Origin of the sequence: Pseudomonas sp. SCB32 (assembly GCF_009189165.1) — a bacterium.
GTDB lineage: Bacteria > Pseudomonadota > Gammaproteobacteria > Pseudomonadales > Pseudomonadaceae > Pseudomonas.
Genome location: NZ_CP045118.1, coordinates 2354785 through 2381024, shown reverse-complemented (window position 1 = coordinate 2381024; position 26240 = coordinate 2354785). Strand labels below are relative to the sequence as shown.

Genomic DNA, 26240 nt, shown 5'->3' with positions numbered 1-26240 from the left:
GATTCATTGCCAGAAACGGCTGCGCCCCAGGCGCTCCCACCAGGTCACCAGCACGCGGTCGATCACGCCGCTGATGCCGACGCCGAAGCGCTCCTGGATGGATTTCTTCTGCACATAGCTGAGCTGGTAGACATCCGCCTCGCGGGCGCGTTCGGCCAGGTATTCGTCGCTGGTCTTGAGCTCGTCCACCAGCTTCTTGCCCAGCGCCGCCTGACCCAGCCAGACCTCGCCAGTGGCGATCTCGTCGATGGCCAGTTGCGGGCGGTAGTGGACGACGAAGCGCTTGAACAGTTCGTGGGTGGTTTCCAGGTCTTCCTGGAACTTCTCCCGGCCCTTCTCGGTGTTCTCGCCGAACACGGTCAGGGTGCGCTTGTACTCACCGGCGGTGAGCACTTCGAAATCGACGTCGTGCTTCTTCAGCAGGCGGTGCACGTTGGGCAGCTGCGCCACCACGCCGATGGAGCCGAGGATGGCGAAGGGTGCGGAAAGGATGCGCTCGCCGATGCAGGCCATCATGTAGCCGCCGCTGGCCGCCACCTTGTCGACGCAGACGGTCAGCGGTACGCCGGCCTGGCGGATGCGCGCCAGCTGGGAAGCTGCCAGGCCGTAACCGTGGACCATGCCGCCGCCGCTCTCCAGGCGCAGCACCACTTCGTCACGCGGGGTGGCCAGGGTCAGCAACGCCGTCACTTCATGGCGCAGCTGCTCGGTGGCCGAGGCCTTGATGTCGCCGTCGAAGTCCAGCACGTAGACGCGGTTCTTCTGCTCGCCGCCCTTCTTCTTTTTCGCATCCTTGGCCGACTTCGCCTCGGACTTGCGCAGGGCCTTCAGCTTGGCTTTCTCCAGCACGCTGTGCTGCAGGCGCTCGCGCAGCTCCTTGTAGAAGTCGTTGAGCTTGTGCACCTCCAGGTGCCCGCCGCCACCCCGGCGACCGCGGCCGCGCAGCGCGGCGATCACCACCAGAACGATGACGATGGCCACCACCACGGTGATGGTCTTGGCCAGGAAACCCGCGTAATCCGCTAGAAACTCCACTCACATCCCCTTTTACAATTCTGTTCGCACCCGCCAGGCGAGCGCAGCGAATCCCGCAAGCATACCCACGCCGCAGGCCCGCCACCAGCGCTGGCAAACCGCTGCATCAGTCCAGCGAATGGCATTCAAACAAGCGTATGTTTTTTCGTTGACAGCCCCAGGTGATCCTCATAACCTCGCCGAAACTTTCAGCCCTGCCGAGATACTGCGCGTGGGAAGCATCTACCTGATTCGACATGGCCAGGCTTCATTCGGCTCCGACGACTACGACGTGCTCTCGCCCATTGGCGTGCGCCAGGCGGAAGTCCTCGGCGAGCACCTGGCGAACCTGGGTCTGCGCTTCGACCGCTGCGTCAGTGGCGACCTGCGTCGCCAGCGGCATACCGCCGAAGCGGTGATGGGCCGCCTGAGCGACGCCGGGATCGCTATCCCTGCGCTGGAAATAGACCCCGCTTTCAACGAATTCGAAGCCGACGCGGTGATCCGCGCGCACCTGCCGGATATCCTCGAACTGGAGCCGCAGGCGCTGCACATCATGCGCAACGCCGCCGACCACCGCGCCGAGTTCCAGCGTCTGTTTTCCACCGTAATTGCCCGTTGGGTCTCCGGCGAGCACGACAAGGACGGTCTGGTCAGCTGGGCCGAATTCCTCGATACCGTGCACGGCGGCCTCAAGCGCCTGCTGGAGTCAGCGAGCGGCAAGGACAGCATTGGTGTGTTCACCTCCGGCGGCACCATCACCGCGATGCTGCAACTGGTGACCGGCATTCCGCCGCTGAACGCCTTCGAACTCAACTGGCAGATTGTCAACACTTCGCTCAACCGCCTGAAGTTCCGCGGCAGCGAAGTGGCCCTGGCTTCCTTCAACAGTCACGTGCATCTGGAATTGTTGAAGGCGCCGGAACTCATCACCTATCGCTGAGTACCGGCCCATTGCGACCTCGACCGTCGCGCGAGAAAACCTAGAAAAGGAATAGAACCATGAGCGTTGCTGACATCGTTTCCACCATGAAGAGCAAGTTCAACGCCAGCGCGGCCGCAGGCCTCGACCTGGTGTTCCAGTTCAACATCGAAGACGGTGACAACCACTATCTGGTGGTCAAGGACGGTACCTGCGAAGTGGTACAGGGCGATGCCGAGAACCCCAACGTCACCCTGATCATGGACAGCGAAACCCTCAAGGGCATCACCAGCGGCGAAACCGACGGCATGCAGGCCTTCATGGCTGGCAAGCTGCGCGCCGAAGGCGACATGATGCTGGCGATGAAGCTGGGCGAACTGTTCCCGGTCTGATCCGAGGCAACCTGCCCAAGCCGCACGAAAAACCGGAGTCCATGGCTCCGGTTTTTTTATGCCCGCGCCCTGGCGCAACCGCCGAATCAGGCAGCCTGATCGGGGTGCAACACGGACGCCAATAACGGCTTCGAATGCTTGTGACGGGCAGGACCCGACATTAGATTAGCCAATGATCACCCGGCGCCATCATTCTTCTGTCTGATCCAGCCAGAGCATGCCGCCGGCCTGCGCGCCACCTCGTACGGTGCCTCCGGCCCCACGGGGAAGACCAGTAGAAGAAGGGACCAGCATGTCGTTGACTGACCAGACCATCCGCTCCCGCGAAGGCGAAGAACTCGATGCCGCCGTGATCGACGGCTACCTCCGGGATCACATTCCCGGCCTGCAGGGCCAGCCGCGTGTCAGCCAGTTCCCTGGTGGCGCGTCGAACCTGACCTACCTGATCCAGTACGACAACCAGGAGCTGGTCCTGCGTCGTCCGCCCTTCGGCAAGAAAGCCAAGTCGGCCCACGACATGGGCCGCGAGTACCGCATTCTCAACCAGCTCAAGGACGGCTTCCCCTACTGCCCGAAGGCGTACCTGTACTGCACCGACGAGCAGGTGATCGGCGCCGAGTTCTACGTCATGGAGCGGGTCAACGGCATCATCCTGCGCAGCGACCTGCCCAAGGAGCTGAATTTCAGCCCGGAGCAGACCACTGCGCTGTGCAAGAGCTTCATCGACAAGTTCGTCGACCTGCACAATGTCGACTACAACGCCTGCGGCCTGGGCGACCTGGGCAAGCCCGAGGGCTACGTGCAGCGCCAGATCGGCGGCTGGATCGATCGCTACGAGAAGTCCCTGACCCCAGACGCGCCGGCCTGGGAACAGGTGAAGGTGTGGCTGCGCGAGAAGATGCCGGCCGACCACCACAAGCCGGGGATCGTGCATAACGACTACCGCTTCGACAACGTCATCCTCGACCCGAACAACCCGATGCAGATCATCGGCGTGCTGGACTGGGAAATGACCACCCTCGGCGACCCGCTGATGGACCTGGGCAACACCCTCGCCTACTGGATCCAGGCGGATGATCCGCAGCCGCTGCAGATGCTGCGGCGCCAGCCGAGCCATGAGCCGGGCATGCTGACCCGCCAGCAGTTCGCCGACTACTACGCCGAGCGCGCCGGCATCCAGATCGACAACCTCGATTACTACTACACCTACGGCCTGTTCCGCCTGGCCGGCATCATGCAGCAGATCTATTACCGCTTCTTCCACGGCCAGACCCAGGACAAGCGCTTCGCCACCTTCATCCACGCCAACAAGCTGCTGGAGCAGGTAAGCCTGCAGGTCATCGGCAAGTCCCGCCTGTAAGGCGCACCCAATAACAAGGAGCCAACCATGTCCAAGACCCAACTGTTCGACCTCGACGGCAAGATCGCCTTCGTTTCCGGCGCCAGCCGTGGCATCGGCGAAGCCATCGCCAAGCTGCTGGCCCAGCAGGGTGCGCACGTAATCGTCTCCAGCCGCAAGATCGACGGTTGTCAGGCCGTAGCCGACGAGATCGTCGCCGCCGGTGGCAAGGCCACTGCGATTGCCTGCCACATCGGCGAGATGGAACAGATCCAGAGCGTCTTCGCGCATATCCGCGAGCAGTTCGGCCGCCTCGACATCCTGGTCAACAACGCCGCCACCAACCCGCAGTTCTGCAACGTGCTGGACACCGACCTGTCGGCCTTCCAGAAAACCGTCGACGTGAACATCCGTGGCTACTATTTCATGTCCATCGAAGGCGGCAAGCTGATGAAGGCCAACGGTGGCGGCAGCATCATCAACGTCGCTTCGGTCAACGGCGTCACCCCGGGCGAGTTCCAGGGCATCTACTCGGTGACCAAGGCCGCGGTGATCAGCATGACCAAGGTCTTCGCCAAGGAATGCGCGCAGTTCGGCATCCGCTGCAACGCCCTGCTGCCGGGCCTGACCGACACCAAGTTCGCCTCGGCGCTAGTCAGCAATGACGCCATCCGCAACATCGCCCTGCAGCGCATCCCGCTCAAGCGCGTGGCCGACCCGAGCGAAATGGCCGGTGCCGTGCTGTACCTCGCCAGCGATGCCTCCAGCTACACCACCGGCGTGACGCTGAACGTGGACGGTGGTTTCCTCGCCTGAGGGTTATCGCGCAAACGAAAAAGGGAGCCGGTTGGCTCCCTTTTTCATGGGCGGAACGTGGGCTTTTCGAAGGAGCGGATTCATCCGCGATTTCTTCACGGCGGATGCCAATCGCGGACAGAGTCCGCTCCTACGCAAGCAGGCGGATCACTGCCAGGTTTTCAACGCCTGGATCGCCGCGGCATTCATCGGCTCGGCGGTCAGCCCGCCCGGCCCGTAACGCACGGCGAACACCGCCTGGTCGGCCATCGGCAGGTAATTCACCCGCCCGGCCCTGGGCACGAAGGTCAGCAGGTCGTGCTGGCCGTCGCGCAGCCAGCGCCACAGGTCGATGCCCGCCACCTCGCCCACCAGCGGCACCTTGCGCCCCATGGACTGTTGTTCCACGGCGAGGAAGCGACCGCTGAGATCCTGCAGGCGATACCCCGGCGCGAGGCCGATCAGCCGCGCCAGGCCCTTCCACTCCATCACCCGCGCATCCAGCTGCCAGAGGTCACCAGCCAGTTCCACACGACGCTCCTGGTCTCCTTCCAGCAACGTCACCTCGAACCGCTGCGGGCTCAGTTGCTTGAAGCTGAGGGTGGCCAGTGGATGATCCTGCGGCAGCGGGTCGTAGCTGCGCAGGTCCCAGGCCACCAGCCCGACCAGCGCGGCGAGCGCGATGAACGCAAGACCCGCCATGCCGCGCAGCCAGCCGAGAAACCAGTGCCGGTCGAAAAGAATGCGGGCCGCCACCAGCAGGGCCAGCAGGGCCACGAACGCAATGACCCAGGCCAGACCGTCGTACTGCATCGAATGATTTCCTTACATGTAGAATTGCCGGCATTATGCGCACCGCGTACCTGCGCGGCCAGCCAGACCGTTGCAGCTTTCGGGCCCGTTAACGTTTCCCTGTCGTCCCATTCCTTACAAAGGAGCGGGACGACGGGCCCCCGATCAAGGCCGACCCCATGCCCTTCGAACTCGTTGTTGACCCCACCACCCTCGTCATCCTCGCCGGCGTCGCCTTCCTCGCCGGCTTCATCGACGCCATCGCCGGCGGTGGCGGCCTGCTGACCATCCCCGCCCTGCTCACCGCCGGAGTGCCGCCGCACCTGGCGCTTGGCACCAACAAACTGAGCTCGACCTTCGGCGCCGCCGTCGCCAGCTACACCTTCTACCGGCGCAAGCTGTTCCATCCGCGCCAATGGCGAAACGGGATTATCGGCACCGCCATCGGCGCAGCGCTGGGCGCCTGGGCCGCGCACCTGATGCCGGCAGAATGGCTGAACCGCATGTTGCCGGTGGTGGTGTTCGGCTGCGGCCTGTACCTGCTGTTCGGCAAGACCCCGGAGGCCCCGCTGGACGCCGATCCGAAGATCGCCAAGGGCCGCCAGTGGCCGCAAGGCCTAGGCCTGGGCTTCTACGACGGCGTCGCCGGCCCCGGTACCGGCGCCTTCTGGACCGTCAGCACCCTGCTGATGTACCCGCTGGACCTGGTACGCGCCAGCGGCGTGGCGCGCAGCATGAACTTCGTCAGCAACGTGCTCGCCCTGGCAGTGTTCGTCGCCTCCGGCCAGGTGATCTGGGTGATGGGCCTGTGCATGGGCAGCGCCCTGATGATCGGCGCCTACTTCGGCGCGCGCACGGCAATTGGCGGCGGCGCCAAGTTCATTCGCCCGGTGTTCATCCTGGTGGTGCTGGCATTGACCGTGCGCCTGGCCTGGCAACACTGGTTCAACGCGGCCTGACGCGGCGCCTGAAACCTCAGAACCTGTTTACCGATCCTGCGAGCTAGAGCCGTAGTTGGCGGATTGCGCCCGAAGAGCGGAGTTTACGATCTGTAAATGAGCATCTGAGGGCGCTATCCAACGCCCTACGGCCGACGCGCAGCAGATCGGAAACAGGTTCTCAGGCGCCGGACAGGATGGGATCGGGCCGGCCGGCGCGGCGCGCCAGGTACAGCTCGATCAGGTAGCGGGCGATGGAGCGCCCAGCCGGCAAACGCGGCAAGTCATCGATATGGAACCAGCGCGCGTCCTCGATCTCGTCCGGCTGCATGACGATCTCGCCGCTGGCGTATTCGGCGTGATAACCAAACATCAGCGAATGCGGGAACGGCCAGGGCTGGCTGCCGATGTAGCGGATATTGGTGATCTCCACCCCGACCTCTTCGCGCACCTCGCGGGCAACGCAATGCTCGACTGACTCGCCCGGTTCGACGAAGCCGGCCAGGGTGCTGTACACGCCGGGCACGAAACGCGGCGAACGCGCGAGCAGGAGTTCGTCGCCACGGGTCACCAATACGATCATGCTCGGCGACAGCAGCGGGTAACGCTGGATGCCGCAAGTCTCGCACTGCATGGCACGGTCGCGGGGCATCCGCTGGTTGGGCTGGCCGCAGCTGCCGCAGAAACGGTTCTGCCGCCACCAGATGCCGATCTGGCTGGCGAAGCCGAGCATGGCGAAGATGTCTTCCTCGCCCTCCAGCATGAACTGGCGCAGGCCGATCCAGCTGGCACCGTCCAGCGGGTCGGGACGCTCGATTTCCAGCAGGTACACCGGCTCGCCGTCGAACTGGCCGATAGCATGCTCGGAGAGCACCGCCAGGTCCTGGCGCTTCAGCCAGTCACGGGGGAACAGCACGCCGTTGCTGTCGGCGAGGAACTGCTGCTGGCAGTGGGCAACCGCCCAGCCGCCATGCGCCGCCACCTCGAACAACGCCGACTCCCAGCGTCCGGTACGCATCAGGCGGCCACCGTCAGGCCGAGCGCCTTGACGCTCTCGCTGGCGACGTCCAGGACGTCGGGTTGGCCTTCAAGCCGCATCATGGCTCCACCCTCCAGGTAGTACTCCAGGCCGGTCAGCGCATCCGCCAGGGTCTCCAGCATCTGCTCGGACGGCATCTGGGTCGTCTCGATCATCTGCCCCTGAATGTAATCGCCACAGGCGCCCACGAGCAATGCCGCGCGCTCCTGGCCAAGGAACCAGAGGCCGCCGCGCACCGCCTGCAGGCTGATGGGGACGTTGGCCAGGTGCAGCTTGTCGCCGTTGGATTCCAGGTACGCGGTGATCGCCCGCTTGGCCAGCGCGAGGCCCGCCTGGGCCTCGTCGATCACCACGATGCGAGCCTCGGCCAGCTGATGCACGGCGAACGACTCATCCTCGCCCAGCGGCACGGCGCGCGCGCTCGGGCGCTCGCCGCGCTCCAGGTTGCCGACCATGCTCTCGACGTAGAGCAAGGTATCGGCCAGCGCATTGAGGGCGCCCGGATCATCCGCGGTCCCCTTGGCCACCCACCCCGCCACCACCGTGTGCTGGTGCTGCAGGGCGATGGACGCCGAGTTCAGGCCTACCATGCCCAGGGTCTTGGCCAGCTTGCCCAGCTGAGTATGCAGGATGCCCAGCGCATCGGCCTGGGACACACCACGCTCGATCAGGTCGAGCTGATCCTTGACCGCGGTGAGTTCCTCGCGGATCGCCACCGACAGCGAACGCATCACCGACTGGCCGGGGCCGGACAGGCGCTGCGATTCGTCTTCCAGCAGATGATCGGTGAACGGCAGCGGCGCCAGGCCGAACACCTGGCGCAGTTCGCTGGCGCGCTGGCCTTTGGTATCGGCCAGCGCAGTGAGATAGAGCAGTTCCTTGAGCAACTGGCGCGGCGCTTCGTACTGCGGATTGCCGATCAGTTGCTTGAGTTCGCGGTCCAGGCGGGCAAAGACCTGCTTGCGCGTCTTGCGCGGCAGCATCCGCGCATCCACCAGCGCTTCCAGCGCGCCGGCGCCAACCCAGCACAGGCGGGTGCGCGAGGCGCTGCCCAGCAGCAGATCGAGCTTGGCCAGGGCGCGGCCCATCAGCTTCAGGCTGGGGTAGAGATTCTGTTCTCGGATCAACCCGAGCAGGCCGACCTGGTACATCTGCCGCAGCCGGCGGACTTCACGGGCCGAGTCATCCACCTGCGGTGCCGTCACCGCGCGCAGCGGGCGCGGCAGGTCCAGCCGCGCGCTGAAGAAGAAGCTCTCCGGCAAGGCCGGCTGGCCGGCGGCCTGGCGCACGTCGTTGATCGCCGGCAGCAACAGCTCGGGGATTTCCTGGCGATGTGCTTCGAGGTTTTCCAGGTAGCGGCGCAGCACGTAGAGCGCATTGCCCAGTGCGGCCAGTTGGCCATCGCGGTCCTCGCTGACACCGGCGGGAATATCGGTGGCCAGCGACAGCGCTTCCTGGGCCAGCAGCTCGGCGCCGGCCAGCTCGATCAGATTGAGGGTGCCGCGAATCTGGCTCAGGCACTCGACCGAGTGCTGCAGCAGGTGGCCGTTCTGACGCTCGGCGATGAAGTGCTCGAGATTCTGTTCGGCCTCTTCCATCGTGGCGAACAGCTCGTCGCGAACCAGACTGAGGGACGTGGCTCCAGTAACCATCGGCCTAGTGCGCCTCCTGCGCGCAAGAAGAGTGGATGGGCATCAATCGGCGAACTCGGGGTTCTTCTTGCTCATGTGCGCCATCATGGCGGTCTGCAGGTCGGCGGACTGCAGCATGGCGGCGTTCCAGGTGGCGATGTATTCCAGGCCGTCCTCGACACGGTGGTCGCGGGCGTAGCCGATCATTTCCTTGGTGCCACGGATGGCGATCGGCGACTTGGCGGCGATCTGCCGAGCGATATCCATGACCCCATCGAGCAACGCGGAATGGTCGGCGTAGACGCGATTGACCAGGCCGATCTGCCGGGCTTCCTCGGCGTCGGCGTTGCGGCCGGTGTAGGCCAGCTCTCGCATGATGCCGTCGCCGATGATGCGCGGCAGGCGCTGCAGGGTGCCGACATCGGCGGCCATGCCCATGTCGATCTCCTTGATGGAGAACAGCGCATCGGCGCTGCAGTAGCGCATGTCGCAGGCGGAGACCAGGTCGATGGCGCCACCGATGCAGTAACCCTGGATCGCGGCGAGCACCGGTTTGCTGCAGTTATCGACGGTGTTGAACGAGCCCTGCAGCTGCAGGATGGTCTTGCGCAGGGCGCGGGCATTGCGACCGACGTCTTTGCCCAGTTGGCTGCCGGCCTGGGCCAGCAACGCCAGGTCGATGCCGGCGGAGAAATGTTTACCGGCGCCGCTGAGGACCACCACACGGACTTCATCCGTTTCGTCCGCCCACTGGAAGATATCGATGATCTCCTTCCAGAAGTCGGCGTTCATGGCGTTGATCTTTTCCGGGCGGTTGATCTGCACATGGGCGATCTTGTCCGCCAGTTCGACGCGGAATGCTTTGTACTCGGTCACGGAATGTCCTCGGGGATGCCTGCTTCACGCCAGGCTGCGGCTAACCACCGCAAGGGCCCGGCATACAGTTCTTTTTTTGGCGTCAGAAACAGATGTCGGAAATCGCGTCACTATAACAAGGCAAGACCAAAAGTCGATGCCGTGGTCTGTGACACAGGCCACGGCATCGGGCGCGAGTTGGCTTGCAAAACCGCCATCAAGTGCTTGATCTGACGGGATCGTGCCGGAACGGACTTTCAGTCGCCTGCCGCCAGTGGCAGCCCCTGGACACGGTTGCGGTACTGCCGCCAGGTGTACATCGGGATGCCGGCCATGAACACCAGGAAGCCCCAGAAGATTGCCTGCTCGCCGGTGCCGTAAAGCGCCCACAGCGAGTAGAGGAAGCCCAGGCAACCGATGGCCAGCACCTGCGGACGCGAACGCGGCGAGAAGGAGTCCGGCTTCACCGCCAGCAGCTGCAGCAGCGCCGCGGTGCAGAAGGCATAGGGCACGACGCCGGTCATGGTGCCGAGCAGGATGATGACGTTGAACACCTCCACCAACTCGCCGTGGCCGTCGACCATCACCAGTGCGGTGACCAGCAACCCGGAAGACAGCAGGCCGTTGGCCGGCGCGCCATTCTTGTTGAGCTTACCGAGGGACTCGGGGAACAGCCCGTCGCGGGCCGGCGCCACCGGAATCTGCCCTTGCAGCAACACCCAGCCGTTGAGCGCACCCAGGCAGGCGATCACTGCACCGCCAGCCACCAGGTAGTAGCCCCAGTCGCCCAGCAGGATGCGCGCGGCGTCGGCAAAGGGCGAAGTGGACTTGGCCAGCACTTCCGGCGGCATCAGCCCTTGCACGGAGGTAATGGACAGGATGTACACCGCCGCGGCCGCCAGCGTACCGAACAGCGTGGCGCGGGGAATGGTCCTCTTCGGGTCGCGCACGTCGTCCGCCGGCACGGTGGCCGACTCAAGCCCGATGAACGACCAGAGCGTCAACGCCGCCGTGGTGGCAATGGCCTGGGCGTAGCCCATGTTCGGCAGCTCGCTGGCTGCGGGAATGGTCAGGTAGTCGGGATTGAAGTGGAACCAGCCGAGGATGCCGACCAGGATCAGCGGAATCAGCTTGAGCGCGGTGAGCAGGTTCTGCACCAGGGCGAAGGCGGTGATGCCGCGCAGGTTGATCAGGGTGCACAGCCAGATGGCGCCGATGGCCGTGGCGACCATCAGCAGCGGGTCGGCCAGCACCGGGATGAATACGCGCAGATAGCCCACCAGCGTCACGGCGATCGCCGCGTTGCCGATCCAGGCGGCTTTCCAGTAGGTCCAGGCACAGAGATAGCCCGCGAAACTGCCGAATCCGTCGCGGGTATAGGCATAGGGGCCGCCAGCGCCGGGATTGAGCCGCGCCAGCCGGGCGAAGGTGAAGGCCAGCAGCACGGCCCCCGTGGTCGACACCAGCCAGCCGAACAGGCTGAGCCCGCCGTACGCCGCCAGGCTCGACGGCAACAGGAACACCCCCGAGCCGACCATGTTGCCCACCACCAGCGCGGTGCAGCTCCAGAACCCCATGCTGCCCTTTTTCGCTCCCGCCATCTGCACTCCTTAAAGTCTGCGGCCTTGTTCTATTGGTTCCTACCTGCCGCGCCGTTCATGGCGAAGGCCTCCTGATTCGGACGCAATGTTCCGATCTGCCCTACAGGGTAGTCAGCACAAGGCAAAGGAGGAAACAGTTTCCACCGCGAATGCGCAGCCTTCGAACGATTTCCCCGCGCGGGATCAATCCAAGGGGCGAAATTCCGCCCCTTGTCGCTCAGGCGGAACCGAACTGCCGGCCACCGATGCCGAAGACCTGCTCGAACTGATTGGCCGGCATCGGCTTGGCGAACAGGTAGCCCTGCCCCTCCGCGCACCGTTCGCTGCGCAGTCGATCGCGCTGGGCCGAGGTCTCAATGCCTTCGGCGATGGTATCGAGGTCGAAGCTGCGGGCCATGTCGAGGATCGCGCGGATCACCGACAGGTCCTGCCGGGACTCCAGCATGCCGATCACAAAGGAGCGGTCGATCTTGATCCGGCTCAGCGGGTAGGTCTTGAGCAGGCTCAGCGATGCGTAGCCAGTGCCGAAGTCATCGAAGGCAATCCCCACGCCGTAGCTGCGCAGCGTGCGCAGGGTATTGAGCACCACGTCGTCATGGTTGAGCACGATATTCTCGGTGATCTCCAGCTCCAGGGCCTCGGCCGGCAGGCCGTGACGCTCCAGCGCTTCGAGCACCTGGGAGACCAGGTTGCCCATACGGAACTGCGCCCCGAACAGATTCACACCCATGCGCACCTTCGGCGCGCCGTTGCGCCGCCAGTAGGCGACCTGGGCGCAGGCTTCGTCGAGAATCCAGGCGCCAACTATCGCCGCCAGCGGCCCACCCTCCAGCGATGGCAGGAAGGCAGCAGGCGACAACAGCCCGCGCTGCGGATGCTGCCAGCGGATCAGGGCTTCCGCGCCGCACAGGGAGCCATCGCGCAGGCTCACCTGCGGCTGGTAGAACAGCAGGAACTCGCCATTGGCCACGGCGCGATGCAACTCCATGCCGTACAGGTGCCGCGCCGCCGCTTCCATCTTCAGCGCCGGAACGAAGACGAAGGCATGGCCGCGCCCGCTGCTCTTGGCCTTGAACAGTGCCAGGTCGGCGTCGCCGACCAGCTCCAGGGCTTCCTGGGCGTGCAGCGGCGCCAGTGCCACCCCGCAGCTGGCAGCCACCCGCACTTCGTGGGCGTCGATGATGATGGGGTCGGCGATGCGTGCGATGGCCGCCTGGGCCAGACGCATGGCCTGATCCGGCGCGATCAGATTCGGTTCGAGTATGGCGAACTCGTCGCCGCCGATGCGTGCCACCGTGGCCCCCGCGCTGGCCAGGCGCTCCAGACGAACGGCGACCTCACGCAGGATGCCATCGCCCACCGCGTGCCCCAGCGAGTCGTTGACGTCCTTGAAGCCGTCCAGGTCGATCATCAGCACCGCCGCCGGACGCGACTGCACCAGTATGTCCTCGGTGACCCGGTAGAAACGGCCACGGTTGGTCAGGCCGGTCAGCACATCGACACTGGCCAACTGGCGCAGCGCTTCCTCTTCCTGATGCCGGGCGGTCAGGTCCTTGAGCACGGCCTCGAACTTGAGCTTGCCCTTCTCCGTCCAGCAGAACAGCGTGAGCCCCAGGGCCAGCTCGGTGCCGTCCCGGCGCACGCCGGTGATTTCCGTCGGCACCTCCATGCCATCCAGCGAGGTCGCGTCGATGGCACGGTTGATCAGGCTGCGGAAGGCTGCACGCCCGCGCTCCGGCAGCAGCGACTCGAACGACTGCCCCGCCCCTTCTTCCAGCGCGTAACCGTACAGATTGGCGGCCGCCTCGTTCCAGGCCACGATCTCGCCCCAGCAATCGAACCAGACCACCGGCGTCGGCGAGCTGCCGGCGTACTCCTCGAACAGCGGTCGGGTACGCGCCGACATCACTTCGATGCGACGCAGCTCCAGGCGGTCGGCAGCCATGCGCGCCAGTTCACGCAGGCGTTCCCGGTCGTCGACCGAGAAGTCGTCATGGGGCTGGCTATCGATGATGCACAAGGCGCCCAGCGGGTGGCCCTCCACCGACAGCAGCGGCACACCGGCGTAGAACCGTATGCCCGAAGGCTGGGTCACTAACGGATTATCGTGGAAACGCTCGTCGCGGCTGGCGTCGGGTACCACCATCACCTCGTTCTGGGTGATGGCGTGGGCGCAGAAGGAGACGTCGCGCCCCATGTCCACCTCGCCCACGCCCGTTGCCGCGGCGAAGAACACGTGATCGCTGCCGATCATGTTCACCGCAGCGACCGGCATGCCGAACATGCGCACAGCGATCTGCACCACCGGGTCCAGACTCGGCAGCAGGGCTTCATCGTCGAATCCATAGTCGGAAAGCGCGCTCAGGCGTTCGCTTTCGTTCGGCAATGTCGAGGGGCAGCGCATGGGGAAACCTCCCTTTTTCCTCGTTTCTCCCTGTACCGATCCCGACAAGAATAGTTGGTCTTTTAAAAAAGGCGGGCCCTGCGCATCAGGGCCCGTCCGTCACTTGCAGCACTCCACCGTATAGCGCCGCTCGCCGTTCACCTCATGGACCTGCAGCCCGTGCACATCCGAGTCGAAGCCCGGGAAGTTGCGCTCGAAGCTCTGCGCGAAGGCCAGGTAGTCGAGGATCGAGCGGGTGGACTCGGTGAACCGCTCGCCCGGCATGATCAGCGGGATGCCCGGCGGATAGGGCACCAGCATCACCGCCGCGATACGCCCCAGCAACTGGTCGATGGGCACCGCCTCCACCTCGCCGCGCACCAACTGCGCGTAGGCATCGGCCGGGCGCATGGCGATTTCCGGCAGCACGGTGTACATGCGCTTCATGGCCTTGGCGGTGGCGTGGTCGCGGTAGCAGCAGTGCAACTCGTCGCACAGATCGCGCAGGCCCATGCCCGCATACCGCGCCCCACCCGCCTGGGCAACGCTGGGCAGGGCGTCCGCCAGCGGCTGGTTGGCGTCGTAGCTGCGCTTGAACTCCAGCAGTTCGGTGACCAGGGTGCTCCACTTGCCCTTGGTCACGCCCATGGAGAACAGCACCAGGAAGGAATACAGGCCGGTCTTTTCCACCACCAGCCCACGCTCCCAGAGGAAGCGGCTGACCACTGCCGCGGGAATGCCCCGCGCATCCAGCCGCCCGCCGGCGGTTAGGCCCGGCGTGGCCAGGGTGACCTTGATCGGGTCGAGCAGCACGTAGTCCTCGACCGCATCGCCGAAACCATGCCAGTCAGCGTTGGGCTCCAGCACCCAGTCGCGGGTCTTCACCTCGTCGGTGCCCTCCACGCCCGGCGGCTGCCAGACGCAGAACCACCAGTCGTCCTCGGCGAGGTTCTGCCGCACGTTGGCCAGGGCACGGCGGAAGCTCAGCGCCTCGTCGAAGGTTTCCTGGATCAGCGAGCTTCCCGCCGGGCCCTCCATCATCGCCGAGGCCACGTCCAGTGAGGCGATAATGCCGTACTGCGGCGAGGTGGAGATGTGCATCATGAAGGCTTCGTTGAAGCGCGCGCGGTCGAAGCGCCGGGCGCCGCCGTCCTGCACGTGGATCATCGAGGCCTGGCTGAAGGCGGCGAGCATCTTGTGGGTGGAGTGGGTGGTGAACACCAGGGGGCCACTGTCCTGGCGGCTGGTACCCATGCCGTAGCGCCCGTCGTAAAAGTCGTGGAAGGCCGCATAGGCGTACCAGGCCTCGTCGAAATGCAGCACCTCGACACTGTTCCCAAGCGCCTGCTTGATCATCTCGGCGTTGTAGCAGAGGCCGTCGTAGGTGGAGTTGGTCACCACCGCCAGCTTGACCTTGGGTTCGCGCCCGTGCGCCAGCGGGCTGGCGGCGATCTTCGCGGCAATCGACTCGCGGCTGAACTCGGAAAGCGGAATCGGGCCGATGATGCCCAGTTCATTGCGCTCCGGCATCAGGTAGAGCGGGATCGCACCGGTCATGATGATCGCGTGCAGGATCGACTTGTGGCAGTTGCGATCCACCAGCACCAGGTCATCGCGGCAGACCATGGAATGCCAGACGATCTTGTTCGCGGTCGAGGTGCCGTTGATCACGAAGAAGGTGTGATCGGCGCCGAAATTGCGCGCCGCGCGGGCCTCCGCCTCGGCCAGCGGGCCGGTGTGATCGAGCAGCGAGCCCAGCTCCGGCACCGAGACGGAAAGGTCCGAGCGCAGGGTGTTTTCCCCGAAGAACTGGTGGAACGCCTGCCCCACCGGACTCTTGCGATAGGCCACGCCGCCGCCGTGGCCGGGCGTGTGCCAGGAATAGTTGGACTGCGCGGTGTGCTCCACCAGGGCGCGGAAGAACGGCGGCAGCAGGCCTTCCAGGTACTTGCGCGCGGCGCGGCTGACCTGGCGGGCGAGGAACGGCACGGTGTCTTCGAACAGGTAGAGGATGCCGCGCAACTGGTGCAGATCGGCCATGGACTCGGCCGGCGCGTTCTCGATGGTCATCTGCTCGCCAAGGGCGAAGATCGGCAGCTGCGGCGCGCGCACCCGCGCCATGCGGATCAGCTCCACCACGTCCTGCAACAAGCGCTGGTTCTCCCCCGCCCCCTCGGCGGCGACCAGGATGCAGGCGAGCCCGTGGTGGGTGGAGGCAACGATCCTCCCTTCGGCGGAGCTGGCGGTGGAGAGGATGCTGAAGCCGTCCTGCTCCAGCTCGCGGGCGATGTCACGGACCCGGTCACCGGCCACGGTATCGGCCTTGATGTCGCGGTGAACGATGAGGATGGGGAATTTTAAGTCTTTATACATTGTGAGCCCCTGAGGCGGACGCTCTGCTGGCGTCGATCCTTACTAGAGTATGGACTTACTAAATGTAGGGGAATGCGGCCGGCTGACGGCTGTAATAAAACGTCGCGTCGCTGACAGGAAAGGGCATTTCTCAAAGGAACCAGCCCTGCTCACGCTGATTACTCTGCTCTGGCTCTTGAAGATTTCCAGAGAAACCTCCGCACACTCCGGAGCGCCCCTTCAGGAGGCCGAGTGGAATAGGAGTTTCAGGGGTTGAGCGGCATGGATGCCGCGAGAGCGTCGTCGGGCCAGGGATGGCCCGTCGACGCGGGCCCCTGAAACTTCGATGGAGCGAGGGAAACGGAGCGCAGCGAAGTAACAGCCGAAGGCTGGCCCGTAGGGTGAGCGAAGCGAATCAGTCCCGCGAAGCGGGACCCGGATACAGGGGCAAGACCTTTGGTTACTTTCTGTGGGGCGGCCATCCGCAGTTTGAGAAAGTAACTCGCCCGAGGGGGCGAAACGAGACGTCCACGCGCACTTCGAAGCGGCGCAGGAGCACCCAACCCGAGGCAAAAACATCGCGGACAGAGTCCGCTCCTACGAGAACTGAAACGACGGAGCCGACCTGTAGGAGCACGCCATGCGCGCGATCGCGGGCATGGCCCGCTCCTACAAGAGCCGTCTGCTGAAACGAAAAAGGCCCCTGACAAGGGCCTTGCTCTCAAGCAGCGCGGCAGATCACTCCTTCGGCGCTTCCATCTGCGCCCACAGCGACGGACCGCCAGCGGACTTCTCGATCACCGCCAACCGCGCGACATGTGCCTCAATCTCCGCATCAGTCGCTCGGATCACCCGGGTCAACCCACGCTCGGCCGCCAGGCGACGGATAGCCGTCGCGGTAGCACGACCACTGCCGTCACCTTCGGCACCGTTGCCAGCCAGCGACAGGCTGGTCTGGCCGCCGGTCATCGCCAGGTAGACGTCGGCGAGGATCTCGGCGTCGAGCAGTGCTCCGTGCAGGTCACGGCCGGAGTTGTCGACCCCGTAGCGCTTGCACAGGGCGTCGAGGTTGTTGCGCTGGCCCGGATGGCGCTCACGGGCCATCAGCAGGGTATCGAGGATGCCGCAGTAGTCGGCGACGTCGGCGCGCTCGCTCTGCCCCAGCAGCGCGAATTCGTTGTTGATGAAGCCAACGTCGAACGCCGCGTTGTGGATGATCAGCTGGGCGCCCTTGATGAACTCGAAGAAGTCATCCGCGACTTCGCGGAAGCGCGGCATGTCCTTGACGTATTCGTTGGTGATGCCGTGGACCGCGATGGCGCCTTCGTCAATCTCGCGGTCGGGCTGCAGGTAGACGTGGAAGTGCCGGCCGGTGAGGCGGCGACCTTCGAGTTCGACGCAACCGATCTCGATGATCCGGTGGCCGTCGGTGACCGGCATACCGGTCGTTTCAGTATCGAGTACGACGCTGCGCATTCTGTGTGAAACCTTCTTGCGGTTGATTCGCCCGGACTGCGCCGGACGACCTTGATCCTGATACCTGGACGCTTAGCGCGGCAGTTCGCTCACGCCACGGTTGGCCAGCATATCGGCGCGCTCGTTGCCGGGGTGGCCAGTGTGGCCGCGCACCCAGCGCCATTCGACAGTATGCCGGTTCACCTGCTCGTCTAGCGCCTGCCACAGGTCGGCGTTCTTCACCGGCTGCTTGGCAGCGGTCTTCCAGCCGCGCTTCTTCCAGTTGGTCATCCACTCGGTGATGCCCTGCATGACGTACTGCGAGTCGGTGACAATGCGCACGTCGCAATGCCGCTTGAGCGCGGCCAGGGCCATGATGGCGGCCATCAGTTCCATGCGATTGTTGGTGGTTTCCGGCTCGCCGCCCCACAGTTCGCGCTCGGCGCCCTTGTAGAACAGCACGGCACCCCAGCCGCCCGGGCCCGGGTTGCCCTTGCAGGCGCCGTCGGTATAGATCTCGACTTTCTCTTCGCTCATATCGCTCGTATTCAGGACTCGGAATCGCGGCGGCTGACCTTGGCCACCGGCAGCGGCACCAGTTGCCCGCGCGGCTCGCGGCGGGGTTGGCGCAAGGGGCGCAAACCGACCACCAGCTTGCGTGCCACCAACAGATAGAAGCCGGCGCCAGAGCCCTGCAGGACGGGTCCCCAGGTCTCCATACGAGCCAGGCGGCTCTGCCATTTCGCCGATGCAAGCGGCGGACGATAACACCCGTAGCGGCGTTTCTCCAGCGCGAATCCCAGCAGGTTGAGCCAGTCACAGACCCGCGTCGGCGAGATGCAGCGGGCGCGGCGCAAGGCGTCGCGGGCGAAGTAGTGGCGGATGCCCCAGGCGCTCCACGGGTTGACCCCGACCACCAGCAGATGCCCGCCCGGCCGCACGCTGCGCGCGGCTTCGCGCAGCAGCCGATGGGGCGACAGGCAGAAATCCAGACCGTGCTGCAGCAGCACGACATCGGCGGCATGCTCCCCCAGCGGCCAGGCGGCTTCGTCACAGGCGATCTCCACCCCCGGCAACGGCGGGCCCAGGCGCACCCCGCGCTGGATGTTGCCGGTGCGGGCCGGCAGCTCGGCGTGCGGGCCGTAATGCACCAGGTAACCACCGAAATAGCGTTCCAGCTCGTCGGTCAGCAGTTGCTGCTCTTCGGCGAGCATCATTCCGCCGATCGGTCCGGCCAGCCAGTGACGCGCCTGGGCGAACAGTTCCAGCCAGTCGGCGTCGGCCTGGGCGAAGGGTTCGGGTTCGATCATCACTACCCCCTGTGGGAGCGCGCGACACAAAAGTGCGTAACCGCACTACTATGCGCCAATGCCCCTTACTTAGCGACTTTCCAGCCATGATACAGATAGACGCGCTACCCGCCTTTTCCGACAACTACCTCTGGCTGTTGCAGGATGTAACCCGCCGCCAGTGCGCGGTGGTCGACCCGGGCGACGCCGGGCCGGTACTGGCCTGGCTGGACGCCCATCCCGGCTGGACCCTGAGCGACATCATGGTCACCCACCATCACGCCGACCATGTCGGCGGCGTCGCGCAGCTCAAGGACCGGACCGGCGCCCGTGTGCTCGGCCCGGCAGGCGAGAGAATCCCCGCACGCGACGTGGCGCTGGAAGATGGCGACCACATCGAAGTGCTCGGTCTCGGCTTCGACGTCATTCACGTGCCCGGCCACACCCTCGGGCATATCGCCTACTTCAATCGGGACCACGAGCCGCCGCTGCTGTTCTGCGGCGATACGCTGTTCGCCGCCGGCTGCGGCCGCCTGTTCGAAGGCACCCCGGCACAAATGCACGCCTCGCTGAGTCGCCTGGCGGCACTTCCGGGCCAAACGCTGGTCTATTGCACCCACGAATACACCCTGAGCAATCTGCGCTTCGCCTGCGCGGTGGAACCGGACAATCCCGAGGTCCGCGCGCGCTTCGACGAAGTCAGCCGCTGGCGCGAGCAGGGGAAGATCAGCCTGCCCTCTTCCATTGCCTTGGAACGGGCGACGAATCCATTCCTTCGCGTGTCAGAAACATCCGTTAAGAAAGTTGCCGACGAGCGGAGCGGCCAGGAAATCCGCACGCCGGACGAGGTCTTTGCGACCATTCGCCGCTGGAAGGACCAGTTCTGACTGATGGCGAAATCTTGACCAGGGCAGCCGCGATTTCTAGAATCCCCGAAATTTTTGCCCCGGACAAAGTCATCAGCCAATGCCGCCAAAGACCAGCAAGACCTTCGATCTAGACGCATTGGCTCGTGCTGTCCGAGTCTCCGCGGTGCTGCTCGCCGCGGGCCTCGCCGGCTGTCAGTCGACCCAGCACGTCGCCTCCGACAGCCAGGCCCGCAATGCCAGCCGCGCCGTGGACGTGAAGTTCAAACCGGCGTGGGCGAATGCCCAGAACCAGAACGATATCTGGGAACGCATCCGCTTCGGTTTCCAGCTGCAGGATCAGATCGACACCAATCCGCGCATCGAGCGCCAGCGCCTGTGGTTCATGAGCAACCCGTCGTTCCTGGAAAACGCCAGCGAACGCGGCAGCCCCTATATGCACTACGTCGTGGAGCGTCTCGAAGAGCGCGACATGCCGCTTGAACTGGCCCTGCTGCCGGTCATCGAAAGCTCCTACAACCCGATGGCGGTGTCTCGCGCCCAAGCCGTCGGCCTGTGGCAGTTCATCCCGAGCACCGGCACCCATTTCAACCTGCGCCAGACCAACTTCTATGACGGTCGCCGCGACATCCAGGCATCCACCAACGCCGCGCTGACCTATCTCACGCGCCTGCACGATATGTTCAACGGTGACTGGCTGCTCGCCCTGGCCGCCTACAACGCCGGCGAAGGCACGGTCAGCCGCGCCATCGAGCGCAACCAGAAGCTCGGCCTGCCAACCGACTACTGGAACCTGCCGCTGCCGCAGGAAACCCAGGACTACGTCCCCAAGCTGCTGGCCCTGTCGCAGCTGGTGATGGCCCCGAACATCTATGGCATCAGCCTCAACCCGATCGCCAACGAACCCTACTTCACCTCGATTCGCGTCAAGCCGGGCCTCGACCTGTCGCGCGTCGCCGCCCTCGCCGATCTCGACGAGGACGAGCTGTACCAGCTGAATCCCGCCTTCAAGCGCAAGGTCACCCTCGACGGCCCGCAACACCTGCTGGTGCCAAAGGACAAGGCCGACACCCTGAAGGCCGGCATCGCCACGCTCAAGCCGCAGGAGATCGTCGTTGCCCAGAAGTACCGCGTACGCAAGGGTGACAGCCTGCACAGCATCGCCCAGCGCTATCGCCTGACTGTCGCCGAACTGAAGTCCGCCAACCACCTGGGCGCCAACCACGTGCGCAATGGCCAGGTCCTGGCGATCCCCAGCCAGGTGGGCCGCCCGGTCGTCGAGCCGGAGAGCCCGCGTCAGTTGGCGCAGGTCGAGCGCGCGCCCGCTCGCGCCCAGGCCCGCACCTACACCGTGAAGAATGGCGACACCCTCTGGCAGATCGCCAAGAAGAACGACGTCGACGTTGCCGATATCAAGCGCTGGAACAACCTGGACAGCCACGGCGTGAAGCCGGGACAGACGCTCAAGCTGCAAGGTGGCGCCAGCGCCGCCACCCAGCAAGTGGCCTCGAGCAGCAAGAGCAAGCAGGACAACGTGACCTACTACAAGGTCCAGCAAGGCGACTCGATGTACCTGATCGCCAAGCGCTTCAACGTCGAAATGCAGCACATCAAGCGCTGGAACCCGCGCAGCGGCAAGGCCCTGAAGCCGGGCCAGACCCTGACGCTCTACCTCGACACCGCCAGCCGCTGACCCTCGCAACGCGCCGTGACGCAAATGTCCGGCGCGCGGCTTCTGGCGGCAAGGACAAGCTGCTACTGTACGAAGCTCGCCAGCCAAGGATCGGACCCAACGCCCGATGCGTCGCCTGCCCCTCCTGTTCCTCGGCCTCCTGCTCAGCCTGCCCGCGTCGGCCCAGATCACTGAAAGCCACGGCTACGCGCAATTCGGCGATCTGAAGTATCCCGCCAACTTCGACCATTTCGACTGGGTCAATCCCAGTGCACCCAAGGGCGGCACCCTGCGCCTGATGGGCATGGGCAGCTTCGACACTCTCAACCCCTATACCCTCAAGGGCAGCCCGCCGATCAGCACCGCCGACTTCCTGCAGTACGGCGTCAGTGAGCTGAACGAGCCGCTGATGGTCGGCACTGGCCTCTACGACCCCTCGGGTGACGAGCCCGCCTCCAGCTACGGCCTGATCGCCGGCAGCGTCGAGTACGCGGAGGATCGCAGCTGGGTGGTGTTCAACCTGCGTCCACAGGCACGCTTCCACGACGGCAAGCCGATCACCGCCTACGACGTGGCGTTCTCCTACCGCACCCTGCTCAAGCACGGGCACCCGATGTACCGCACCGCCCTGCAGGAAGTGCAGCGAGTCGACATCCTCTCGGCCCAGAGCATCCGCTTCGTCCTCAAGCGCAGCGACAACCCGCTGCTGATCCTGCGCCTGGGCGAAATGCCCGTGCTGCCGCAGCACTACTGGAAAGGCCGCGACTTCAAGGCCACCACCTTCGAACCGCCGCTGGGCAGCGGCCCCTATCGGATCACCGAAGTAGTGCCGGGGCGACGCCTGGTGTTCGAACGGATCAAGGACTGGTGGGGCGCGGACCTGCCGGTGAATCGCGGCAAGTACAACTTCGACCGGGTCGAGGTGGAGTTCTACCGCGATGCCGGTATTGCCTTCGAAGCCTTCAAGGCCGGCGAATTCGACTTCTACATCGAGCACCAGGCGAAGAACTGGCGCAGTGCCTATCACTTCCCGGCGATGCGACGCGGCGACGTGGTCCGCGCGGAAATCCCGCACCAGATCCCGACCCAGACCCAGGCGCTGTTCATGAACACGCGCCGGCCGACCTTCGCCGACCGCCGCCTGCGCGAAGCCCTCGGCATGATGTTCGACTTCGAATGGACCAACCGCGCGCTGTTCAACGATGCCTACGCGCGCGCCAGCAGCTACTACCCCAACAGCGCCTTTGCCGCCACCGGCGTGCCCCAGGGCCAGGAATGGCTGCTGCTCTCCCCTTACCGCAAGCAGCTGCCGGACGAACTGTTCACCCGCCCCTTCACGGTACCGGTCACCCAGGGCCACGGCATTCCACGGGAAACCCTGCGCCACGCATTGAGTCTATTGGCCGACGCCGGCTGGAAACTCTCCGGCGACCGTCTGCTGGACGCCAGCGGCAAGCCGCTGCGCTTCGAAATCCTGCTGGTCAATCCCAGCCTGGAACGGATACTCCAGCCGTATCGGGAGAATCTCGCCGGCATTGGTATCGATGCGCGCTTGCGCACCGTGGACCGTGCCCAGTACAAACAGCGTCTGGACCAATTCGACTACGACATGATTCTGATGACCCTGCCCCAGACCCTGAGCCCCGGCCTTGAACAATGGCAGTACTTCCACTCCAGCCAGGTGGCGGTGAAGGGCAGCAAGAACTATGCGGGCATCGCCAACCCCGTGGTGGACGCGATGCTCGACAAACTCCTCGGCGCCGCCGACCGCGACCAGCAGGAAGTTGCCGCGCGCGCCCTGGACCGGGTGCTGCTATGGCAGCACTACAGCATTCCCAACTGGTACCTGAACAAGCATCGACTGGCGTACCGCAATCGCTTCGCCTTCGTCACCACGCCGCCCTATACCCTGGGCCTGCGCGCCTGGTGGCAGAAAAACCAGGAGAACACCCTATGAAGAGCCCCCGCCGCGCCGCGCTGTTCGCCGGCCTGTTGCTGGGACTGCTGGGCAGTGCGCAGGCCGCGCCGCAGCACGCCATCACCCTCTATGACGAAGCGCCGAAATACCCGGCTGACTTCAAGCACTTCGACTTCGTCAACGCGGACGCGCCCAAGGGCGGCACCCTGCGCCTCTCCGACTTCGGCGGGTTCGACAGCCTCAACCCCTTCATCGCCAAGGGCAACTCCGCACCGCAGATCAACCTTATCTACGACACCCTCACCTTCCACTCCCTCGACGAACCCTTCACCGAATACGGGATGCTCGCCGAGAAGATCGAGAAGGACCCGGAGCACCGCTTCGTGCGTTACTACCTGCGCCCCGAAGCGAAGTTCCAGGACGGCACACCGGTCACCGCCGAGGACGTGGTGTTTACCTTCGAGACCCTGATGAAGGACGGCGACCCGATGTACCGCAACTACTACGCGGACGTCGACAAGGTGGTGGCCGAAGACAAACTGCGCGTGCGCTTCGACTTCAAGCACGGCAATAACCGCGAGCTGCCGTTGATCCTCGGCCAGCTGTCGATCCTGCCCAAGCACTGGTGGGCCACCCGCGACTTCAACAAGACCGGTATGGAGCCGCCACTGGGCAGTGGCCCGTACCGCATCTCCAAGGTCGACGCGGGCCGCTCGATCCGCTACGAGCGGGTGAAAAACTGGTGGGGCGACAAGCTGGCGGTGAACCGCGGCTTCAACAACTTCGACGCAGTGGTGGTGGACTCCTACCGCGACCTCACGGTCGCCCTGGAGGCTTTCAAGGCCGGGCAGTTCGACTTCAACGACGAGCGCATCGCCAAGAACTGGGCCACTGCCTACGACACCCCGGCGGTGCGCGATGGTCGCATCGTTCGCGAGGAGCCGGTCAACGGCAATCCCTGGGGCATGCAGGGCTACGCCTTCAACCTGCGCCGCCCGGTGTTCCAGGACGCCCGCGTGCGTGAAGCGATCATCCAGCTGTTCGACTTCGAGTGGACCAACAAGCAGCTGTTCTTTGGCTCCTACCTGCGCGACGGCAGTTACTTCGAGAACTCCGAAATGGCCGCGCACCAATTGCCTGACGCCGAGGAACTGAAGATTCTCGAACCGCTGCGCGACAAGCTGCCGCCAGAGGTCTTCACCCAGGTCTGCGTACCGCCCACCAGCGACGGTAGCGGCATCATCCGCGAGCAGAAGCGCAAGGCCTACCAGCTGCTGCTGGACGCCGGCTACAAGATCGAGAACGACAAGATGGTCGGCCCCGACGGTAAGCAGCTGAGCTTCGAGTTCATGCTCGCCCAGGCCGACTTCGAACGCGTGCTGCTGCCGTTCAAGCGCAACCTCGCCGAACTGGGCATCGACATGCAGCTGCGTCGAGTCGACGTCTCGCAGTACGTCAACCGCCTGCGCTCGCGGGACTACGACATGATCGTCAGCAGTTGGCCGCAGTCCAACTCGCCGGGCAACGAGCAGCGCGAGTTCTGGCACTCCAGCAGCGCCGACAAACCGGGCAGCCGCAACTTCATCGGCCTCCGCGATCCGGGCATCGACGCCCTGGTGGACGGTCTGATCAACGCCGACTCCCGCGAGAGCCTGGTACGCCACGCACGCGCACTCGACCGCGCGCTGCTCTGGGGGCACTACGTGGTGCCCAACTGGTACCTGGGCACCTGGCGCATCGCCTACTGGAACCGTATCGCCCACCCGCAAAAACTGCCGCCCTATGGCTATGCGTTGATGACCTGGTGGCAGGCGCGTGACGAGGCGGTGCCGACCAGGACCGACACCAAGGCTGCCACACAGGCTCCGGCGAAGGCCGCCCAGGCAGAGGAAGCGCACTGATGCTCGCGTACATCCTGCGGCGCCTGCTGCTGATCATTCCCACCCTGTTCGGCATCCTGCTGATCAACTTCATCATCATCCAGGCCGCGCCCGGCGGCCCGGTGGAGCAGATGATCGCCAAGCTGGAAGGCTTCGATGCCGCCAGCGGCGGCGCCACCGGGCGCATCTCCGGCGGCGGCGGTGAAGTCGCCGCTGCCGGCACGCACTACCGCGGCGCCCAGGGGCTGGACCCGGAGCTGGTGAAGGAAATCGAGCGCATGTACGGCTTTGACAAGCCGGCACCCGAGCGCTTCTGGATCATGCTCAAGAACTACGCACACCTGGACTTCGGCCAGAGCTTCTTCCGCGACGCCAAGGTCACCGACCTGATCGTCGAGAAACTGCCGGTCTCCATCTCCCTCGGGCTGTGGAGCACGCTGATCATGTACCTGGTGTCGATCCCGCTGGGCATTGCCAAGGCAGTGCGCCACGGCAGTCACTTCGACGTCTGGACCAGCTCGGCGATCATCATCGGCTACGCCATCCCGGCCTTCCTCTTCGCCATCCTGCTGGTGGTGCTGTTCGCAGGTGGCAGCTACTGGGACTGGTTCCCGCTAAGAGGGCTGACCTCAAACAACTTCGAGGAACTGACCTGGGGCGGCAAGATCCGCGACTACTTCTGGCACCTGGCGCTGCCCATCACCGCGCTGGTGATCGGCAACTTCGCCACCATCACCCTGCTGACCAAGAACAGCTTCCTCGACGAGATCGGCAAGCAGTATGTGGTCACCGCACGCGCCAAGGGCCTGACCGAGCGCCGCGTGCTCTATGGCCACGTGTTCCGCAACGCCATGCTGCTGGTCATTGCCGGGCTGCCCTCGGCGCTGCTGGGCATCTTTTTCACCGGCGCCCTGCTGATCGAGGTGATCTTCTCCCTCGACGGCCTCGGCCTGCTCAGCTTCGAGGCGGCATTGAACCGCGACTACCCGGTGGTGTTTGGCACGCTGTTCATCTTCACCCTGTTCGGCCTCATCATGAAGCTGGTCAGCGACGTCCTCTACACGCTGGTCGATCCGCGCATCGACTTCGAGAACCGGGAGTAAACCG

At 64.9% G+C, this 26240-nt stretch carries 21 protein-coding genes; 10 read left to right on the top strand and 11 right to left on the bottom strand.

What is annotated here, in order from left to right; genetic code table 11:
• Positions 1-3 precede the first annotated feature (3 nt).
• On the bottom strand, positions 4-1035 hold the full coding sequence (gene sohB, locus GA645_RS11180; RefSeq protein ID WP_152222702.1) for a protease SohB: 1032 nt from the start codon (positions 1033-1035) through the stop codon (positions 4-6).
• Positions 1036-1246: 211 nt separating this feature from the next.
• On the opposite strand from sohB, the gene GA645_RS11175 reads away from it, so the two are divergent.
• The 4 genes from GA645_RS11175 to GA645_RS11160 all read left to right on the top strand — a co-directional run bounded on the left by GA645_RS11175 (position 1247) and on the right by GA645_RS11160 (position 4483).
• Positions 1247-1957, top strand: a complete 711-nt coding sequence (locus tag GA645_RS11175) for a histidine phosphatase family protein (RefSeq protein ID WP_152222700.1) — start codon at positions 1247-1249, stop codon at positions 1955-1957.
• Positions 1958-2016: 59 nt separating this feature from the next.
• Positions 2017-2328 (top strand): SCP2 sterol-binding domain-containing protein, encoded by a 312-nt coding sequence (locus tag GA645_RS11170; protein ID WP_152222698.1) that lies wholly within the window; start codon positions 2017-2019, stop codon positions 2326-2328.
• Positions 2329-2620: 292 nt separating this feature from the next.
• Positions 2621-3688 (top strand): phosphotransferase family protein, encoded by a 1068-nt coding sequence (locus tag GA645_RS11165; protein ID WP_152222697.1) that lies wholly within the window; start codon positions 2621-2623, stop codon positions 3686-3688.
• A gap of 27 nt (positions 3689-3715) precedes the next feature.
• A complete protein-coding gene (locus tag GA645_RS11160) occupies positions 3716-4483 on the top strand; it encodes an SDR family oxidoreductase (protein ID WP_152222695.1) in 768 nt (255 codons plus the stop codon).
• 147 nt (positions 4484-4630) lie between these two features.
• On the opposite strand, the gene GA645_RS11155 is transcribed toward GA645_RS11160, so the two are convergent.
• Entirely contained in the window at positions 4631-5275 is a 645-nt protein-coding gene (locus tag GA645_RS11155; RefSeq protein ID WP_152222693.1) for a hypothetical protein, read from the bottom strand.
• A gap of 158 nt (positions 5276-5433) precedes the next feature.
• On the opposite strand from GA645_RS11155, the gene GA645_RS11150 reads away from it, so the two are divergent.
• Complete coding sequence (locus GA645_RS11150; protein WP_152222690.1) at positions 5434-6213, top strand: TSUP family transporter; 780 nt, start codon at positions 5434-5436, stop codon at positions 6211-6213.
• A 160-nt stretch (positions 6214-6373) separates the two neighbouring features.
• Here GA645_RS11150 and nudC read toward each other — a convergent pair whose 3' ends face one another.
• From nudC to GA645_RS11105, 9 genes are all read right to left on the bottom strand, one after another.
• A complete protein-coding gene (nudC, locus tag GA645_RS11145; RefSeq protein WP_152222688.1) occupies positions 6374-7210 on the bottom strand; it encodes an NAD(+) diphosphatase in 837 nt (278 codons plus the stop codon).
• Positions 7210-8883 (bottom strand): ferrous iron transporter B, encoded by a 1674-nt coding sequence (locus tag GA645_RS11140; protein WP_152222686.1) that lies wholly within the window; start codon positions 8881-8883, stop codon positions 7210-7212. Before GA645_RS11140 ends, nudC begins: the two co-directional genes overlap by 1 nt.
• Positions 8884-8925: 42 nt before the next feature.
• Positions 8926-9738: a crotonase/enoyl-CoA hydratase family protein gene (locus GA645_RS11135; RefSeq protein WP_152222684.1), complete on the bottom strand. Its 813-nt coding sequence runs from the start codon at positions 9736-9738 to the stop codon at positions 8926-8928.
• A gap of 236 nt (positions 9739-9974) precedes the next feature.
• Entirely contained in the window at positions 9975-11318 is a 1344-nt protein-coding gene (locus GA645_RS11130) for an amino acid permease (RefSeq protein ID WP_152222683.1), read from the bottom strand.
• 217 nt (positions 11319-11535) lie between these two features.
• Positions 11536-13722 carry a bifunctional diguanylate cyclase/phosphodiesterase gene (locus GA645_RS11125; protein ID WP_152222681.1) on the bottom strand — a complete coding sequence of 729 codons (2187 nt, stop codon included), beginning with the start codon at positions 13720-13722 and terminating at the stop codon, positions 11536-11538.
• A gap of 99 nt (positions 13723-13821) precedes the next feature.
• Positions 13822-16074 (bottom strand): arginine/lysine/ornithine decarboxylase, encoded by a 2253-nt coding sequence (locus GA645_RS11120; protein WP_152222679.1) that lies wholly within the window; start codon positions 16072-16074, stop codon positions 13822-13824.
• A gap of 717 nt (positions 16075-16791) precedes the next feature.
• A complete protein-coding gene (dnaQ, locus tag GA645_RS11115) occupies positions 16792-17529 on the bottom strand; it encodes a DNA polymerase III subunit epsilon (protein WP_152222677.1) in 738 nt (245 codons plus the stop codon).
• 72 nt (positions 17530-17601) lie between these two features.
• Positions 17602-18045: a ribonuclease HI gene (rnhA, locus tag GA645_RS11110; protein ID WP_152222675.1), complete on the bottom strand. Its 444-nt coding sequence runs from the start codon at positions 18043-18045 to the stop codon at positions 17602-17604.
• 11 nt (positions 18046-18056) lie between these two features.
• A complete protein-coding gene (locus tag GA645_RS11105) occupies positions 18057-18818 on the bottom strand; it encodes a class I SAM-dependent methyltransferase (protein WP_152222673.1) in 762 nt (253 codons plus the stop codon).
• An 86-nt stretch (positions 18819-18904) separates the two neighbouring features.
• Between GA645_RS11105 and gloB the strand changes: the two genes are divergently transcribed.
• From gloB to GA645_RS11080, 5 genes are all read left to right on the top strand, one after another.
• A complete protein-coding gene (gene gloB / locus GA645_RS11100) occupies positions 18905-19684 on the top strand; it encodes a hydroxyacylglutathione hydrolase (RefSeq protein ID WP_152222671.1) in 780 nt (259 codons plus the stop codon).
• Positions 19685-19763: 79 nt separating this feature from the next.
• A complete protein-coding gene (locus GA645_RS11095) occupies positions 19764-21356 on the top strand; it encodes a LysM peptidoglycan-binding domain-containing protein (RefSeq protein WP_152222669.1) in 1593 nt (530 codons plus the stop codon).
• Positions 21357-21462: 106 nt separating this feature from the next.
• Complete coding sequence (locus GA645_RS11090) at positions 21463-23292, top strand: extracellular solute-binding protein (protein ID WP_152222667.1); 1830 nt, start codon at positions 21463-21465, stop codon at positions 23290-23292.
• Positions 23289-25154, top strand: coding sequence for an extracellular solute-binding protein (locus GA645_RS11085; RefSeq protein WP_152222665.1), 1866 nt, complete (start codon positions 23289-23291; stop codon positions 25152-25154). Before GA645_RS11090 ends, GA645_RS11085 begins: the two co-directional genes overlap by 4 nt.
• Complete coding sequence (locus GA645_RS11080) at positions 25154-26236, top strand: microcin C ABC transporter permease YejB (RefSeq protein ID WP_152222663.1); 1083 nt, start codon at positions 25154-25156, stop codon at positions 26234-26236. Before GA645_RS11085 ends, GA645_RS11080 begins: the two co-directional genes overlap by 1 nt.
• Positions 26237-26240 lie beyond the last annotated feature (4 nt).

Bases quoted from the DNA above. Each gene is read 5' to 3' on its own strand.
- GA645_RS11170 (WP_152222698.1), top strand. From the start codon at position 2,017: ATGAGCGTTGCTGACATCGTTTCCACCATGAAGAGCAAGTTCAACGCC.
- GA645_RS11165 (WP_152222697.1), top strand. From the start codon at position 2,621: ATGTCGTTGACTGACCAGACCATCCGCTCCCGCGAAGGCGAAGAACTC.
- GA645_RS11160 (WP_152222695.1), top strand. From the start codon at position 3,716: ATGTCCAAGACCCAACTGTTCGACCTCGACGGCAAGATCGCCTTCGTT.
- GA645_RS11155 (WP_152222693.1), bottom strand. From the start codon at position 5,275: ATGCAGTACGACGGTCTGGCCTGGGTCATTGCGTTCGTGGCCCTGCTG.
- GA645_RS11150 (WP_152222690.1), top strand. From the start codon at position 5,434: ATGCCCTTCGAACTCGTTGTTGACCCCACCACCCTCGTCATCCTCGCC.
- nudC (WP_152222688.1), bottom strand. From the start codon at position 7,210: ATGCGTACCGGACGCTGGGAGTCGGCGTTGTTCGAGGTGGCGGCGCAT.
- GA645_RS11140 (WP_152222686.1), bottom strand. From the start codon at position 8,883: ATGGTTACTGGAGCCACGTCCCTCAGTCTGGTTCGCGACGAGCTGTTC.
- GA645_RS11130 (WP_152222683.1), bottom strand. From the start codon at position 11,318: ATGGCGGGAGCGAAAAAGGGCAGCATGGGGTTCTGGAGCTGCACCGCG.
- GA645_RS11125 (WP_152222681.1), bottom strand. From the start codon at position 13,722: ATGCGCTGCCCCTCGACATTGCCGAACGAAAGCGAACGCCTGAGCGCG.
- GA645_RS11120 (WP_152222679.1), bottom strand. From the start codon at position 16,074: ATGTATAAAGACTTAAAATTCCCCATCCTCATCGTTCACCGCGACATC.
- dnaQ (WP_152222677.1), bottom strand. From the start codon at position 17,529: ATGCGCAGCGTCGTACTCGATACTGAAACGACCGGTATGCCGGTCACC.
- rnhA (WP_152222675.1), bottom strand. From the start codon at position 18,045: ATGAGCGAAGAGAAAGTCGAGATCTATACCGACGGCGCCTGCAAGGGC.
- GA645_RS11105 (WP_152222673.1), bottom strand. From the start codon at position 18,818: ATGATCGAACCCGAACCCTTCGCCCAGGCCGACGCCGACTGGCTGGAA.
- gloB (WP_152222671.1), top strand. From the start codon at position 18,905: ATGATACAGATAGACGCGCTACCCGCCTTTTCCGACAACTACCTCTGG.
- GA645_RS11095 (WP_152222669.1), top strand. From the start codon at position 19,764: ATGCCGCCAAAGACCAGCAAGACCTTCGATCTAGACGCATTGGCTCGT.
- GA645_RS11090 (WP_152222667.1), top strand. From the start codon at position 21,463: ATGCGTCGCCTGCCCCTCCTGTTCCTCGGCCTCCTGCTCAGCCTGCCC.
- GA645_RS11085 (WP_152222665.1), top strand. From the start codon at position 23,289: ATGAAGAGCCCCCGCCGCGCCGCGCTGTTCGCCGGCCTGTTGCTGGGA.
- GA645_RS11080 (WP_152222663.1), top strand. From the start codon at position 25,154: ATGCTCGCGTACATCCTGCGGCGCCTGCTGCTGATCATTCCCACCCTG.